The following is a 15479-nucleotide window of genomic DNA, read 5'->3' as shown; positions in this document are numbered from 1 at the left end:
ATGGCTAAAGATTTTATATTACCCGACATTGGTGAAGGCATTGTTGAATGCGAAGTAGTCGAATGGCTGGTACAAGAAGGTGATACAGTAAAAGAAGATCAGCCTATTTGTGATGTGATGACAGACAAAGCCTTAGTGCAAATTCCTGCGGTACACGATGGGGTGATCACTAAGCTGCATTGCAAAAAAGGCGATATTGCTAAAGTGCATGCGCCGTTATTTGCAATGGATGTTGTCGGGGAAGCACCCAGCGAAAAGACTGAAACATCATCTGCACCAACATCTACTCGTGAACACTTAGAAGATTTTATCTTACCCGATATTGGTGAAGGTATTGTTGAGTGTGAAATTGTAGAGTGGTTAGTGGCAGAAGGCGATGAGATTGAAGAAGACCAAGCTGTTTGTGATGTAATGACTGATAAAGCGTTGGTACAGATACCGGCTAAATATACCGGTACTGTACAAAAGCTATATTATCAAAAAGGTGAAATTGCCAAAGTACACAGCCCGTTGTTTCAAATGACCATAGCAGGTCAAGCTGCAAAAGAAGATGTTGATGTTAATCAAGCGGTCGTAAAAGCACAAAGCAATGCAGCTAACGATGCACCGGTTAAACAAACACAACCACAAACTGCGATTGTTAACGAAAAAGCAGTTGCCTCACCTGCGGTTAGACGTAAAGCGCGAGAGCTTGATGTAGATTTAACTTGCGTTCCAGGCAGTGGTAAAAATGGTCGTATTTATAAACAAGATATTGAAGCGTTTATAAAAAATGAAGTGCCATCTGGTATGGATATTTCTGAGCTTAACAAACCACAGACTACTGAGAGTAAAAAAATCAGCAGTACTGATGAGTATGCAGCTAGCACAGGTGGAACGCGAACAGAAGCGATTAAAGGCATTAAAGCGGCCATGGCAAAACAAATGGTGGCGTCGGTTTCTACTATTCCACACTTTACCTACAGTGATGAAATTGACTTAACTGATTTAATTGCACTTAGAGCTGATCTGAAAGAGCAATATAAAGCACAGGGTGTTAAGTTAACTATGATGCCGTTCTTTATTAAGGCTTTATCGTTGGCAATGAGTCAATTCCCAGTACTTAACTCAAAAGTAAATGATGATTGTAGCGAAATTACTTACTATGACGATCATAACATTGGGGTTGCAGTAGATTCTAAAGTAGGTTTATTAGTGCCTAACATTAAGGCTTGCCAAACAAAAAGTATTGTAGAGGTTGCTAACAGTTTAACTCAGCTTACCGATTCTGCTCGAGAAGGGCGAGTTGCACCTGATGATTTAAAGGGCGGTACTATTAGCATTTCTAACATTGGTGCAATTGGCGGCACTATTGCAACGCCAATCATTAATAAACCTGAAGTCGCGATTGTTGCGCTAGGTAAATTACAGCACCTTCCGCGCTTTAACGAGCAAGGGCAAGTGGTATCGCGTGCGATTATGCAAGTAAGTTGGTCTGGTGATCACCGTGTAATTGATGGCGGCACGATAGCGCGCTTTAACAATTTATGGAAAGAATACTTAGAGCAGCCAGCTAAAATGATGATGGCAATGCGCTAATTTTTTCATTAATAAAAAACCAGCTAATTAGCTGGTTTTTTTATATCTTGAAAAGTAAATTAATAAAAAGTAGACCGATTTAGCTGAAAAAATACAGTCCATAACCCACTAATAACGCGGGGATAGCAGTATATAGTGTGGCAATAATGGCCGCTTTGGGAGCCATTGCAATGGCAGGGAAAAGCGCATCGCCATCATTAGAAATGGCGTTCGCTGCTAAAGCACTAAACGGTATCACGCCTTGAATGTATAACGTGGTGACAATGATTTGCGGTCCACAACCAGGTAAAAAGCCAATTAATACCGCAATTAACGGCGCTAAATAGGCAAAATTTAAAAACCATGTTTTTAAATCAAGACCAAACACGCTCACCAGTAGTTCAAATAACACAAAGGAGGCAACCACCCACGCAGTTACAAAATGAGTATCTTGCAGTACTTTAGTTATTTTTGAAGGCGGACTGCATACATCATCTTCTGAGGTTACTTCCTTATAGCTTTCACCTTTTGATGATAGCGCCCACATAAACACCACAAACAATGCTATTAATGCGCCAAAAAAGCTGACCGTATTTACTACATGATTGCCAAATTGGCTTAAATCAATATTAAACGCCAGTACAAAAGCAATCAGTAATCCAGGAAGAATAGCAATTAACCAAATAGGCTTGCTCAACTTTATTATTTTGGTTGGCAATACAGTCACTGGTTGTGTTTGCTTTTGATTGGTAGGGCATAAATAACCTGTTTTATGCAGTTTATTAACCAGTAAGCCTGTTAGCGTTCCGACGAATAAGCCTATTGCCATTATCGTTAACCCATCAGTAGGGCGTGTAGCTAATAATAAAAACGCAGCATCACCCATAGTGGCTGTTAATACCGCGACAATAGCCCCAAAGCTTGCTTGTCCCTTGGTAAATTGAGTAACCACAATGATTGCACCACCACAGCCTGGCAGCATACCTAAAAAAGCAGCAAAGCTGACTTCTAACACAGGAGACTTAGCATTTAGATAACGAAGCTCTAGTTTGGGTAAATGCTCAATCGCGTAGTAGTAAATAAATAAGGTTGCAGCAACAAACACACTGACTTGAAAAAAAGCATCACTGAGTGCAGTGATTGTGATGGTGCGTAAGCTGGGCAAGGCTAAGCAGACTAAAATTAACAATGGTAAAATTAGGCGTTTATTTTGATGAAAAACACGCTTTGCAGTTGGCGAAATAACTCCTAAATGTTCTGTTAAAAACATACAGTACGACCTAATTAATAAACTAGATCGCACTGTACTATTTTATTAAATGATAATCAATATCATTTATATGGTTGCTTGAAAACGTTTATTTACGTTGAAACTCTGAGTTTTCATTCCAAGTAGGCCATTGAGTTTGCTGTGAAATATCAAAACCTACTTTATAAAATAGTTGTAAATCTTGAACCGCACCTGATAGATCCCACTCATCGCGATATCTATCACAAGGCTGGTGGTAGCAACCACGCAATACCAAGCTCATACGCTTGCGGTAATTAGCCGTTTCTTCATCAAACGCTTCTGAACCACCACCAGCATACATAGCAGGTACGCCCATATTGGCAAAGGCAAAGTGATCAGAGCGGTAGTAACCACCTGAAGATGGCTTAGGGTCGCCCGATACTATTCTGCCTTGCTCTTTTGCAGCAGTGGCTAATAGTTCATCCATTTGCGATTTACCAATACCCACAACACTAATATCTTTTACTTTTCCTAATAGGTTTAAACTATCCATATTAATATTGGCGACGGTTTTATTTGCTGGAATAACCGGGTTAGCTGCGTAATATTTTGAGCCAAGCAAACCTTGTTCTTCAGCGGTTACCGCTAAAAAGGTCATTGAACGGTCAGGGCGTTTACCTAGTTTAGTAAAGGCTTCAGCTACTTCGATCATACCTGCAGTGCCTGTCGCATTATCGTGGGCACCATTATAAATTTGATCGCCTTTACGATTTTTATCTGTTCCTAAATGATCCCAATGCGCAGAGTAAATAATATGCTCATCTGGTGTTTTACTACCAGGAAGAGTGGCAATAAAGTTATAAGATACCGATTTTTTGATGGTGTTTTTTACATTCACAGTGGCTGCTAAATCACCCATATCTACATGGTAAGCACCTTTAGCTGCTTTTGTTTTAGCAGTATCAAAATCAAGGCCTGCTTTAGTAAATAGCTCTTTTGCTACATCAACAGTAACCCAACCTTCAACAGCAACACGATCCATGTTGTTATTATCTTTTACAAAACCAAACTGCTCGCCACTCCACGAGTTTTCAACTACTGACCAGGGGTAAGACGCAGGAGCCGTTTCATGAATAATAATTGCACCCGCTGCACCTTGGCGGCTTGCTTCTTCGTATTTATATGTCCAGCGCCCGTAATAGGTCATGGCATCACCGGTGAATAAATCAGGATCTTTAGTTGCAAAACCCGGGTCGTTTACCAGCATTACGACGGTTTTACCTTTAACATCTAGGCCTTCGTAATCATTCCAGTTATATTCAGGTGCGTTAACACCGTAGCCGACAAATACCAGCTCTGAATTTTCAATTCCTTCTTGCGCACTGATGCGGCTACTACCCATAACCATGTCTTTTTTGTATTTGTAGTCTTTACCGCCAATATTAAGCACCATGTAAGAGTCTGCTTCTAATGATACAAGCGGGACTTCTTGGAAAAAACTATCACCGTTACCCGGTTCAAAGCCTAATGCAGTAAATTCTTTTGTTAAGTAGTCAAGCGTAAGCTTTTCACCTTCAGATGAAGGAGCACGACCACCAAACTCATCAGAAGCTAACACTTTTACATGCTTAGCAATTTCATCGGCTTGAATGCTGTTATAGCCTTTAGCGACATCGTCAGAAGTGATACTTGTTGTTGCACAACCGGCTAAAACTGCGGTTGTGATTAAGGTCAAAGAAAAATAACGTTTCATATTGGCTCTTTTTTTGTTCTAAGTGGCCCTAGTATATGAACTTCTGTTAATTAGAACCAGTTTTTGCGGTAAACTGTTAGGGATAAAAATGTACAGTAAAGGTAACAATGAAGCGTTTTACTCCCCCAGAACAATTCCAAGCAACGAGCCTAAACACAGGGGCATTTGCTCACTTACGTCAGTTGTTTAAAATTCATCAACAATCAGACTGGCCTGAACCAGCGTATTTTTCCCCGTACCTAAACGCCATAAACGCAAATAATCTCCCCATTCGTTTTGTCGATGATGCCAAGGTTGACTTTGCAGAGCGTTATTATGAACAAGTTATTTTTGAAACTGGTGAAGTACCTACTCGCCAACAAAATTGGCATGATCTGTTTGGTGGTTTTATTTGGTGTTTATTCCCAAAAACAAAAGCCCTTATCAATCAGCGTCATGTAGATGAAATAGCAGTGCATGGTTTAAAGCAACGCAGTAAACATCGAAATGCATTAACCCTGTTTGACGAGTGTGGCGTGGTTTTAGCTATTAGTGATTCTAATTGGAAAGTATGCTTAAGAGACCACCAATGGAAAACAGCATTTATAACGCATAAAGAGCAGTGGGGTAAAACTATAGCGCCATTCATGTTTGGCCACGCTAATTACGAAATGTTGACCAAACCTTATATTGGGCTCACAGGGAAAGCATTATTTGTAAATGTACCCGATGAAATATTTTGTAAAGATTTAGTAACTCAGTACCAGTACCTAGATCAGCGACTTTATGAGATGATTAAAAATGATGATTGTTTAGCCGATAATAAACAGCTTTCACCCTTACCCTTATTAGGTGTTCCTGGTTGGTATGAAGAAAATAACAATTCATCATTTTATGACAACACGGACTATTTTAGACCGAAACGAAGGACACGAAAATGATAGAAGTCACCGCGCTTAAAAAGAAGTTTAAGCTCACTAAAGATCATAAAAAAAATAAAATAGATGAAGTTGATCCACGCGAAGATAAAGATTATTTTCACTCGGTTAAAGATGTCAGCTTCAGTTGTGCAAAAGGCGAAGTGCTGGGGCTACTGGGCCCTAATGGCGCGGGCAAAACCACCACGTTAAGAATGATTTCTACGGCTTTAAAACCGGATGATGGCAGTATTACAATTGCTGGAAATGACATAATTAAAAAGCCACTTATTGGGCGTAAATCTATTGGGTTTTTGTCTGGCTCTACTGGTTTATATGGCCGTTTAACGGTAAAAGAAAATATCGAATATTTTGCAAAACTACATGGCATGAGTAAGCAAGCGATCAAGGCACGCTGTGAAGAGCTATTTACCTTACTCGATATGCATAAATTTATTGATAAGCGCGCTGAAAACCTATCAACCGGTATGAAACAAAAAGCCAATATAGCGCGTGCTGTAGTCCATCACCCAGATGTTGTTATTCTTGATGAGCCAACCACAGGGCTTGATATTATGACCACTCAAACAGTAATTAACTTTATTAAAGGCTTAAAAGCACAAGGCACTCCTGTTATTTTTTCTACTCACCATTTAGATGAGGTTGCGCTTTTATGTGACCGTGTAGCGGTTATTAATGAAGGTGTAAGTTGTTTTGATGGCACGCTCGCTGAATTTAAACAAACGGGTAACAGCGAAGAATTAAACCAAGCGTTTATGAACATATTAACGGAGAAGCAAGATGTTTGAGGTATTTAAAAAGGAATTAACCGAGCTGCTACGCGATAAAAAAACCTTGTTGTTCGTGGTGGTATTTCCGATTGTGGTTTTTCCATTGTTATTTGCTGTGGTTGCGTTTATCTCTTCGCAAGCCGCGCTTGATGCAGAGCAAAAAGTGAATACTTACGCGATTATCAATGGCGACTTTGCTCCAGAATTTACTGATAAAGTGTTTTATCATAAAAGTTTTGAATTATATAAAGGCGATAAAACTTTTAATAGTGTCGAGGAGCTAAAAGCAGGGGTAACCGCTGGCGATATCGACATGGGAATATACTTACCAAGCGATGCAGTACAAACATTAAATGATAAAAAGCAAAGTGAATGGCAAGTTGTATTTAATGATTCAAAATCAATTAACTTCTTATTTGAGCGTGTAAAAGAGCTTGCTAAAGAGTACAGCGATACACTTCAAGAAAGTAAACTATTAAGCTTTGGTATTGATAAAAGCGCACAACAATCTATTTTAAAGCCAATTAATGTGGTTAAAGTTGATACTGCTGACAAACGTGAAAACTTAGGTGAAAAAGTAGGTGGGTTTTTACCTTATTTACTTATCCCGTTAGTGCTAATGGGGGCAACTTACCCAGCAATTGATTTAGGCGCTGGCGAAAAAGAGCGTGGTACTTTAGAAACGTTATTACTTACCCCCATTACTCGTACAGAGCTAGTATTGGGTAAATTTATTACTCTACTCACAACTTCAATCGCATCAACTACTATCACCGTGATTAGTATGGGGTGTTGGATTGCATTAGCACTGGCATTTGCTGATCTAGAGTTCATTAAAGCCGCGTTTAGTACATTAGGTATTACAGACTTGCTGATGATTTTTGTATTGTTATTGCCAATTGCAGCTATTTTTTCTGCATTAGCATTGGCTATCTCAATCTATGCACGTTCGTTTAAAGAAGCACAAAATTACATGACGCCATTAAGTATGGTGGTATTTTTCCCAATTATTATTTCCATAATGCCTAATATGGAACTGACCGCTAAAACAGCCTTTATTCCGGTTACTAACGTCGCCTTAGCGATTAAAGAAATTATTAAAGGCACAGTCGATTACACGCTGGTGGGATTGATATTTTTGGCTACGGCACTGATAGCTGGTGCGCTACTAGCATTTTGTGTTAAGTGGTTTAACCGCGAAGACGTGTTGTTTAGATAACCATCTAAATTGCAAAGTATTTAAAAGGTCGCACAGCGACCTTTTTTTATAAATTATCCTTAAGAGAGAGTGCTATATGCTTAGCTTTAGTGTTTATCTAGTATTAGATAAGCGAACCTTGGTTTATAAGCTATTAATAAAAAACCGCTGTATGAAAAAATCATACAGCGGTTTTTTTATTAACTTAAGGCTTATGATTTAAATTGCGCTTTAATAGTTTCTATCGCGCTATCGATATCGATCATGAGTTTTTCACCGGTGCGACGGTTTTTAAGTTCAACCTTATTTTCATCAAGGTTACGCTCACCAATGACAAGCGTGTAAGGTACACCGAGTAATTCCATGTCATTAAACATAACACCAGGGCGCTCTTTACGATCATCAAATAACACGTCCAAACCTGCATCTTTTAAACCTTGGTATAGATTATTAGCAATATCAGGAATACGATGCGATTTATGCATATTCATTGGCACAATCGCTAAATCGAAAGGAGCGATAGTTTTAGGCCATGTAATACCATATTGGTCATTATTTTGCTCAATAGCTGCAGCAACAATACGCGATACACCAATACCATAACAACCCATAGTCATTATTTGGTTTTTACCTGTTTCGCTCAGTACACCTGCTTTTAATGCTTCTGAGTACTTAGTACCTAGTTGAAAAATATGACCCACTTCAATACCGCGTTTAATTTGCAACGTGCCTTGACCACACGGGCTAGGATCGCCTTCTACAATATTACGGATATCAGCAACTTCGTAGCCTGTTACGTCGCGATCCCAGTTAATACCACTAAAGTGCTCATCGTCTTTGTTGGCACCGGCTACAAAATCAGCCATTACATTCGCTGTTCTATCAACAATAATAGGCATGTTTAAGCCAACTGGGCCTAAAGACCCTGGTTTTGCGCCAATGGCAGCAACAATATCTGCTTCGGTTGCCATTTCAAGTGGAGAATCAACCAATGGATGTTTTTCAGCTTTGAGTTCATTTAGCTCGTGATCGCCACGCAGTACTAATGCAACAAGGCCGCGTACGCCGTCTTCATTAGGAGTACCATAAACCACTAATGTTTTAATACCGCGATGGGGTTTTACGCCATAGTGTTTTTTAAGCTCGCTAATTGTTTTTGCATCAGGCGTTGGGAATGCTTTTAACTCTTTGCTTGCTTGTGGGCGCGCTTCAGTTGGCGCTAATGCTTCGGCTTTTTCAATATTAGCGGCATAGTCGCTGGCATCACTAAAAGCAATGGCGTCTTCGCCAGATTCAGCAAGTACATGGAACTCATGCGATACACTACCGCCAATAGAACCGGTATCTGCAATTACTGGGCGGTAATCTAAGCCTAAACGTTCAAAAATATTACAGTAGGCTTTGTGCATTACTTGATACGTTGCATCTAAACATTCATCGGTTAAATGGAATGAGTAGGCATCTTTCATAGTAAATTCACGGGCACGCATAACACCAAAACGTGGGCGGCGCTCATCACGTACTTTAGTTTGTACTTGGTACAAAGTAATTGGTAGTTGTTTGTAGCTGTTAATTTCTTTACGAACAAAATCGGTGATCACTTCTTCATGGGTAGGGCCCATGGCAAATTCACGATTATGACGGTCGGTAAAGCGCATTAACTCAGGACCAAACTCACTCCAGCGGCCAGACTCTTCCCATAAATCAGCAGGCTGAATAACAGGCATAAGCATTTCAATTGCGCCGGCTTTATCCATTTCTTCGCGTACTATGTTTTCTACTTTTCTTAGCACACGTAAGCCAGAGGGAAGCCAAGTGTATAAACCCGAAGCGACGCGACGGATCATTCCGGCTCTAAGCATTAATTGATGCGAGACAATTTCCGCATCGGATGGCGTTTCTTTAAGTGTAGCGAGTATATATTGACTAGTACGCATGTTTTTTCCGAAATAGAGTGATATGTTCTTTTAATTAAGGCGCTCAGTTTACCAGCGGTTGCATTGACACTAAAGCGCTAAGTGATTTTTTATCGCATTTTATAGCCATAGCAGGGCTTTACAACAGACTTAACTGAGCTCTATATGAGTAACCAGATGATGAGAGTCAGTCACTTGCCAAGTAATGTTGTATTCATACAAATTCATACCATAGCTTTGCACGCCTTGTTTTTGCTTTTTGTAGGCAGGGCGTGGATCTTGCTTTAGCACATTACTAATAAATGCTTGTAGCTCGGGGTAGTGACTTTGCTTATTTATAAATTCTATAGCCTGTTGGCTAAACTCAACACTCATTTGTGTTTCTGGACGCGTATCGGCAAATCCAGCGCTTGCATCGGGTAATGCGTCTGAATAGGGTAAATAAGGTTTTATATCTACGATGGGTGTGCCGTCAAGTAAATCAATACCGGTGAGCAATAACGCTAACTGACCGTTTTTATACTCAATTCCCTCTAACTTTACTGCACTCATGCCAATGGCATTTGGACGAAAAGTTGCTCGAGTAGCAAACACGCCTTTACGCTCATTACCGCCAAGGCGCGGCGGGCGCACCATTGCTGAATAGCCTTTATCAGCAGTTTCATGAAAACGAAATAACAGCCAAATATGGCTAAATTCATCTAACCCGCGAACAAATTCTTCACGATTAAATTCTTTGGCAAAAATCAGTTTAGCTTTAGCCTCGGGTACTAATCTAGGCTGTCTAGGAATGGCAAATTTTTGTTTATACGGAGATTGAATATGGCCAATAGCCGAAATTTGATAATCGCTCATAATGCTCAGTCATAGAAAAATAGAGCGTTATTCTACCTTTTATTGACGTTGCTGGCATTAGCTTAATTTGGGGGTATTTTATTTTTAGACTAACAGGTTTAAATGTGAAATAAAAAAGGTAAGGCTAAAAATAGCCTTACCTAACGTTTTAATAATTGAGCTATTATTAAAACATGTATTGGAATGATACTGACGCAACATCCATTTCTGGATCAATATCATCTTCTAATTCATAACGCTCATACTCTAAACGCACTTGCATATTGGTTGTAAATGCATATTCAATACCTGCACCGTAAAACACGTCGCCGCCATCTTGAGATGCGCTGATGCTGCCAACTGGTAGCTCTTGAGTAACGTCTGCATCCCATTCAAACCAACCACCTTTGGCATAAACAGAAAAGTCTTCAGTGATCGGCGCTGCAAAACGTGCTGCTAACGATACGCCATCAATTTCAGCTTTGCTGTCTATATCGCTCACTTCATCAAAATTTAGATATGCAAGCTCAAGACTTAAATGTTCATTAAATTGGGTACCAATGTAACCTTTTAACATTTGCGCGTCGTCATCAAAGTCGGTGTCGTTTTCGCTATCTTCAAACTGAAATGAATATTGGCCATAACCAATACCGGTGTAAATGCGCGGAGAGTCCATGTCGGTAACATCAGCTTGTGCAGCTGAATTAAAACCCAGTGTTGCTAAAGCAAGTGCAGAAAGAGAAAGTGTTTTAATCATTATATAGCTCCTTTAAAAAATAATATCGATTTGTTCGATTAATTCATCAAACGTCGATTTACTAATTGCAGTGAGCGTGCCAAGTATTATTTCGAATAGTATTTGGCCTTTATGTGTGTTTGTTGAGCTACTTTGGTTTTTTTGGCACGCAAAACAATCAGGTGTTCAGCGTGCAGTTAATCCATAAAAATTAAAAATTGTAGCTTTTACAAGTTGTTGTAGTTTCTACATACCTATAAAAGCGACTAAATTAAACTTTATCTAACAAGTTTTCTGTTTCGATGGCTATTTGCTTCATTTTAATTGCGTAGTTCTCTAGCTTTTTGTCTTCATCTGTAACCGATTTAAATTCGGGCACCGCCACAGGGTAACCCGTTTCATCCATAGCAACAAAGCTAATAACACAATGATTAGTTTCAACTAAGTTTTGTGTTTTCGGGTCGCCACAGCGAACTTGAATAAAAATTTGCATGCTGGTTTTGCCGGTGTGTGCAATTTTTGCTTCAACCTCAACAATTTGGCCAACTAAGATAGGACGGCTAAACTTAACGCCCGCAACCGATACCGTTACACAGTAGTGGCCGCTCCAGCCCGCAGCACAGGCATAACCCGCTTGGTCAATCCACTTCATGACCACACCGCCATGCACCTTACCACCAAAATTTACATCGGTTGGCTCTGCTAAAAAACGAAAAATTACACTCGACGACGCCATAACACACTCTCATTCATTCATATTACTTAACAGCATAGCGCAAAAAAGGGGCCGAAGCCCCTGCAATTTAGGATAAGTTTATAATTTCTATAGAAAGGTTGTTACATATTGGGATAGTTAGGGCCACCAGCACCTTCGGGAGTTACCCAGGTAATATTTTGGCTCGGATCTTTGATATCACAGGTTTTACAATGCACACAGTTTTGCGCGTTGATCACAAAGGATTGCTCGCCTTCTACTTCTTGTACTTCGTAAACGCCGGCAGGGCAGTAGCGCTGTGCTGGCTCGTCAAATTTCACTAAGTTAACGTTAATCGGAATTGATGCATCTTTTAGTTTTAAGTGACACGGCTGCGATTCTTCATGATTGGTATTAGATAAAAACACTGAAGAAAGCTTATCAAAACTGAGTTTGCCATCAGGCTTAGGATAGTTAATCTTTTCAGCTTGGTTAGCGTCTTTTAAAGTTGCATGGTCAGGTACGTTATCTTTAAAGCTAAACGGTAGGGCACCCTTAAATATATTTTGGTCAAGCGTGTTATATGCGCCGCCTGCAAATTTACCTAAGGTATGCATAGCAGGGCCAAAATTACGAGACTGATACAGCTCTTTATACGCCCATGACTTTTTAAACTCAGCGGTGTACTGGGTTAAGTCAGTATTGGCTAAATCGTTTTGTAGCGCATTAAAAATAACTTCAGCGGCTATCATGCCTGACTTCATAGCCGTATGATTGCCTTTAATTTTTGCAAAATTAAGCGTGCCAGCATCACAACCCACTAATAAGCCACCTGGAAAGTGCATTTTTGGTAATGAATGTAAACCGCCTTTAGCAATAGCACGTGCGCCATAGGCAATGCGTTCTCCACCTTCAAGTGTATTTCTGAAAACAGGGTGATGTTTTAATCGTTGAAATTCATCAAACGGGCTTAAGTGTGGGTTAGAGTAATTTAAATCAACAATTAACCCCACAACCACTTGGTTGTTTTCGCTGTGATACATAAATGCGCCACCGCCAGTGTCACCGCTTAATGGCCAACCGGTTCCGTGTACAACTTTACCTAATTGATGTTTAGATTCATCAACGTGCCAAATTTCTTTAAAACCTAAACCATAGTGCTGTGGTGAACACTCATCGTCTAAAGCAAACTGATTGATAAGTTGCTTACCTAAATGACCGCGACAGCCCTCAGCAAATACTGTGTACTTAGCGCGTAGCTCCATACCTGGCATGTAACCGTCTTTTTCATTGCCATTTTTATCTACACCCATATCGCCAGTAATGATGCCTTTTACAACATCATCTTCAATGATGACTGAATGCGCACTAAAGCCTGGAAATATTTCTACTCCAAGGTTTTCTGCTTGCTCTGCCAACCAGCGACATACATTACCCATAGAAACAATGTAATTACCGTTATTATGAAATGTATTAGGTGTAGCAAAGTGAGGAATTGAGGTTGCTTTATGTTCGTTGTTAAACCAGTAAATTTCATCATTTACCACTTTAGTCGATACAGGAGCGCCAAGCTCCTGCCAATTTGGCAGTAATTCGTCCAGTGCTTTGGTTTCAAAAACGGCACCTGATAATACATGTGCGCCAACTTCTGAGCCTTTTTCAACTACACATATCATGCACTCTTGTTGTTTTTCTTGTGCTTGCTGCGCGAGTTTAATTGCTGTTGAAAGCCCCGCAGGACCAGCCCCTACAACAACAACATCAAATTCCATGGTTTCGCGTTCAATCATAATAACCTCTTTATCTATGACGGACTCACCTTTGCATTATTTGGCAAAAAGTAAGCTAAGCAACCTGTTTCTTTGTTATGCAAATTAATCGTTACAGGTTGTGAATAGTTTAAGGTTATTTTAGGTTGACGTTTACGTCAACAGGAAGTAGTCTGATTTCATAAAATAAATAGGTTGACGTAGACGTTAGCTTATAGGTTTAAATAATTATGGAGTCCCTATGAAAGTTCTCGTACCAATAAAAAGAGTGATCGACTACAACGTAAAAGCTCGCGTTAAACCTGACAACAGCGGTGTTGACTTAACTAACGTTAAAATGGCCATGAACCCATTTTGTGAAATTGCTGTAGAAGAAGCGATTCGTTTAAAAGAAGCGGGTACTGCAACCGAAGTAGTTGTTGTTACTATTGGCGCTAAAGCATCGCAAGAACAATTACGAACAGCATTAGCTTTGGGCGCTGATAAAGCGATTCATGTTGAAACTGAGCAAAACCTAGAATCTCTTCATATTGCAAAGTTACTTGCGAAAGTAGTTGAGCAAGAATCGCCTGAACTGGTTATTTTAGGTAAGCAGTCTATTGATTCTGATAATAATCAAACAGGTCAAATGCTAGCAGCGTTGACCAATCGCGGCCAAGGCACGTTTGCTTCTAAAGTTGTTATTGAAAATGGCAAAGTAAATGTTACTCGTGAAGTTGATGGCGGTTTGCAAACTGTTGCACTTAATTTACCCGCAATAGTCACCACAGACTTACGTTTGAATGAGCCACGTTATGCGTCGCTACCTAATATTATGAAAGCTAAACGTAAGCCGTTAGAAGTTATTGCGGCTGATTCGCTAGGTGTAGATTTAACACCGCGTATTGAATTAGTGACTGTAGAAGAGCCAGCAAAACGCAGCGGCGGGATTATTGTTGAAGACGTTGCACAGCTTGTAGAAAAACTTAAAACAGAGGCAAAGGTGATTTAAATGAAAACTCTTGTAATTGCAGAGCACGATAACGGTGCCTTAAAACCAGAAACCTCAAAAACGATTAACGCCGCTAAAAAATTAGGCTTTGACGTAGATGTATTATTAGCAGGCATAAACCTTGGCGCCATGAGTGAGTCACTCGCGAGCATTGAGGGTGTTGCGAATGTTTTACTTGCAGATAATGCAGTTTATGAGCATCAACTCGCTGAAAGTATGACAGATTTAGTGTTATCACTAGCTGACAGTTACAGCCATATTGTGGCAAGTGCAACTACTACAGGTAAAAACTTTATGCCGCGTGTTGCCGCATTATTAGATGTAGCCCAGGTTTCAGAAATTATTGATGTAATAGACGCTGATACATTTAAGCGCCCAATTTACGCGGGTAATGCTATTGCAACGGTTAAATCGCTCGATAGTAAAAAAGTGATCACAGTACGTGCGAGTAGCTTTGATTTACAGGGCGAACAATCACCAGCTAATGTAACCGCCGTAGATATGGTATCTGACTCACAGCTAAGTAGTTTTGTAAGCGTTGAGCAAACTGAATCTGAGCGTCCAGAACTAACGGCTGCAGATGTGGTTATTTCGGGTGGTCGTGGTATGCAAAATGGTGAAAACTTTGCACTATTAAATGGCATTGCCGATAAACTCGGTGCAGCTATTGGTGCATCACGTGCAGCGGTTGACGCGGGCTTTGTGCCTAACGACATGCAAGTAGGGCAAACAGGTAAAATTGTTGCGCCTAATTTATATATTGCCGTGGGTATTAGTGGTGCCATTCAGCATCTTGCGGGTATGAAAGATTCAAAAGTTATTGTTGCCATTAATAAAGACCCTGATGCGCCAATTTTCCAAGTGTCTGATTACGGTTTAGTTGCTGACTTATTTGATGTTTTACCACAGTTAGAGCAAGCACTATAAAGCAATAGCAATATGCCGCTTCTAAAGTAACAAATTCTGATTTAAAGCCGTCGTTTCATTATTGATTCTGCGGCTTTTTTAATTCAAACATGCCACTTATCTAAATTACTTGCGATTTAGGGTTTTTTGCTACAAAGTGACAGCGTTGTCATTTGTAATAATACAAAATATTAAATAGGAGCCAAA

General features: G+C 40.0%; 13 protein-coding genes. 6 read left to right on the top strand and 7 right to left on the bottom strand.

What is annotated here, in order from left to right; all coding sequences use genetic code 11:
• A complete protein-coding gene (locus AB8618_RS07995; protein WP_413402117.1) occupies nt 1–1578 on the top strand; it encodes a dihydrolipoyllysine-residue acetyltransferase in 1578 nt (525 codons plus the stop codon).
• A 79-nt stretch (nt 1579–1657) separates the two neighbouring features.
• On the opposite strand, the gene AB8618_RS07990 is transcribed toward AB8618_RS07995, so the two are convergent.
• Together AB8618_RS07990 and AB8618_RS07985 are read right to left on the bottom strand one after the other, a co-directional pair.
• On the bottom strand, nt 1658–2827 hold the full coding sequence (locus AB8618_RS07990; protein ID WP_413402115.1) for a putative manganese transporter: 1170 nt from the start codon (nt 2825–2827) through the stop codon (nt 1658–1660).
• Nucleotides 2828–2915: 88 nt separating this feature from the next.
• Entirely contained in the window at nt 2916–4541 is a 1626-nt protein-coding gene (locus AB8618_RS07985) for a M28 family metallopeptidase (RefSeq protein ID WP_413402113.1), read from the bottom strand.
• A gap of 107 nt (nt 4542–4648) precedes the next feature.
• On the opposite strand from AB8618_RS07985, the gene AB8618_RS07980 reads away from it, so the two are divergent.
• Genes AB8618_RS07980 through AB8618_RS07970 form a run of 3 tightly spaced genes read left to right on the top strand, consistent with a single transcriptional unit; the run spans nt 4649 to nt 7447 of the window.
• Nucleotides 4649–5461 (top strand): DUF3025 domain-containing protein, encoded by an 813-nt coding sequence (locus AB8618_RS07980; protein ID WP_413402111.1) that lies wholly within the window; start codon nt 4649–4651, stop codon nt 5459–5461.
• Nucleotides 5458–6246 carry an ATP-binding cassette domain-containing protein gene (locus tag AB8618_RS07975; protein ID WP_413402109.1) on the top strand — a complete coding sequence of 263 codons (789 nt, stop codon included), beginning with the start codon at nt 5458–5460 and terminating at the stop codon, nt 6244–6246. Before AB8618_RS07980 ends, AB8618_RS07975 begins: the two co-directional genes overlap by 4 nt.
• Nucleotides 6239–7447 carry an ABC transporter permease gene (locus AB8618_RS07970; protein ID WP_413402107.1) on the top strand — a complete coding sequence of 403 codons (1209 nt, stop codon included), beginning with the start codon at nt 6239–6241 and terminating at the stop codon, nt 7445–7447. Before AB8618_RS07975 ends, AB8618_RS07970 begins: the two co-directional genes overlap by 8 nt.
• A gap of 191 nt (nt 7448–7638) precedes the next feature.
• Here AB8618_RS07970 and AB8618_RS07965 read toward each other — a convergent pair whose 3' ends face one another.
• The 5 genes from AB8618_RS07965 to AB8618_RS07945 all read right to left on the bottom strand — a co-directional run bounded on the left by AB8618_RS07965 (nt 7639) and on the right by AB8618_RS07945 (nt 13396).
• Nucleotides 7639–9363 carry a proline--tRNA ligase gene (locus AB8618_RS07965; RefSeq protein ID WP_413402105.1) on the bottom strand — a complete coding sequence of 575 codons (1725 nt, stop codon included), beginning with the start codon at nt 9361–9363 and terminating at the stop codon, nt 7639–7641.
• A gap of 129 nt (nt 9364–9492) precedes the next feature.
• Nucleotides 9493–10197 (bottom strand): tRNA (N6-threonylcarbamoyladenosine(37)-N6)-methyltransferase TrmO, encoded by a 705-nt coding sequence (gene tsaA / locus AB8618_RS07960; RefSeq protein WP_413402103.1) that lies wholly within the window; start codon nt 10195–10197, stop codon nt 9493–9495.
• A gap of 166 nt (nt 10198–10363) precedes the next feature.
• The gene (locus tag AB8618_RS07955; RefSeq protein WP_054200983.1) at nt 10364–10933 is read right to left on the bottom strand and encodes an outer membrane beta-barrel protein; all 570 of its coding nucleotides are present in this window, start codon (nt 10931–10933) and stop codon (nt 10364–10366) included.
• Nucleotides 10934–11183: 250 nt separating this feature from the next.
• Nucleotides 11184–11648, bottom strand: a complete 465-nt coding sequence (locus AB8618_RS07950) for an acyl-CoA thioesterase (RefSeq protein ID WP_008113812.1) — start codon at nt 11646–11648, stop codon at nt 11184–11186.
• 101 nt (nt 11649–11749) lie between these two features.
• Nucleotides 11750–13396 carry an electron transfer flavoprotein-ubiquinone oxidoreductase gene (locus AB8618_RS07945; RefSeq protein ID WP_413402101.1) on the bottom strand — a complete coding sequence of 549 codons (1647 nt, stop codon included), beginning with the start codon at nt 13394–13396 and terminating at the stop codon, nt 11750–11752.
• Nucleotides 13397–13616: 220 nt separating this feature from the next.
• Here AB8618_RS07945 and AB8618_RS07940 point away from each other — a divergent pair, with 220 nt between their 5' ends.
• Both AB8618_RS07940 and AB8618_RS07935 read left to right on the top strand, forming a co-directional pair.
• Entirely contained in the window at nt 13617–14366 is a 750-nt protein-coding gene (locus AB8618_RS07940) for an electron transfer flavoprotein subunit beta/FixA family protein (protein WP_413402099.1), read from the top strand.
• Nucleotides 14367–15293 carry an electron transfer flavoprotein subunit alpha/FixB family protein gene (locus AB8618_RS07935; RefSeq protein ID WP_413402096.1) on the top strand — a complete coding sequence of 309 codons (927 nt, stop codon included), beginning with the start codon at nt 14367–14369 and terminating at the stop codon, nt 15291–15293. It begins immediately after the preceding gene.
• The last annotated feature ends 186 nt before the right edge of the window (nt 15294–15479 follow it).

It is taken from the genome of Pseudoalteromonas sp. RW-H-Ap-1 (assembly GCF_048318575.1).
Taxonomy (GTDB): Bacteria; Pseudomonadota; Gammaproteobacteria; order Enterobacterales; family Alteromonadaceae; genus Pseudoalteromonas.
This window is presented reverse-complemented; position numbering and strand designations above follow the sequence as displayed.

Coding starts and splice junctions, on each gene's coding strand:
- AB8618_RS07985 (WP_413402113.1), bottom strand. CDS start 4,541: ATGAAACGTTATTTTTCTTTGACCTTAATCACAACCGCAGTTTTAGCC.
- AB8618_RS07975 (WP_413402109.1), top strand. CDS start 5,458: ATGATAGAAGTCACCGCGCTTAAAAAGAAGTTTAAGCTCACTAAAGAT.
- AB8618_RS07935 (WP_413402096.1), top strand. CDS start 14,367: ATGAAAACTCTTGTAATTGCAGAGCACGATAACGGTGCCTTAAAACCA.
- tsaA (WP_413402103.1), bottom strand. CDS start 10,197: ATGAGCGATTATCAAATTTCGGCTATTGGCCATATTCAATCTCCGTAT.
- AB8618_RS07940 (WP_413402099.1), top strand. CDS start 13,617: ATGAAAGTTCTCGTACCAATAAAAAGAGTGATCGACTACAACGTAAAA.
- AB8618_RS07950 (WP_008113812.1), bottom strand. CDS start 11,648: ATGGCGTCGTCGAGTGTAATTTTTCGTTTTTTAGCAGAGCCAACCGAT.
- AB8618_RS07980 (WP_413402111.1), top strand. CDS start 4,649: ATGAAGCGTTTTACTCCCCCAGAACAATTCCAAGCAACGAGCCTAAAC.
- AB8618_RS07965 (WP_413402105.1), bottom strand. CDS start 9,363: ATGCGTACTAGTCAATATATACTCGCTACACTTAAAGAAACGCCATCC.
- AB8618_RS07995 (WP_413402117.1), top strand. CDS start 1: ATGGCTAAAGATTTTATATTACCCGACATTGGTGAAGGCATTGTTGAA.
- AB8618_RS07945 (WP_413402101.1), bottom strand. CDS start 13,396: ATGATTGAACGCGAAACCATGGAATTTGATGTTGTTGTTGTAGGGGCT.
- AB8618_RS07970 (WP_413402107.1), top strand. CDS start 6,239: ATGTTTGAGGTATTTAAAAAGGAATTAACCGAGCTGCTACGCGATAAA.
- AB8618_RS07955 (WP_054200983.1), bottom strand. CDS start 10,933: ATGATTAAAACACTTTCTCTTTCTGCACTTGCTTTAGCAACACTGGGT.
- AB8618_RS07990 (WP_413402115.1), bottom strand. CDS start 2,827: ATGTTTTTAACAGAACATTTAGGAGTTATTTCGCCAACTGCAAAGCGT.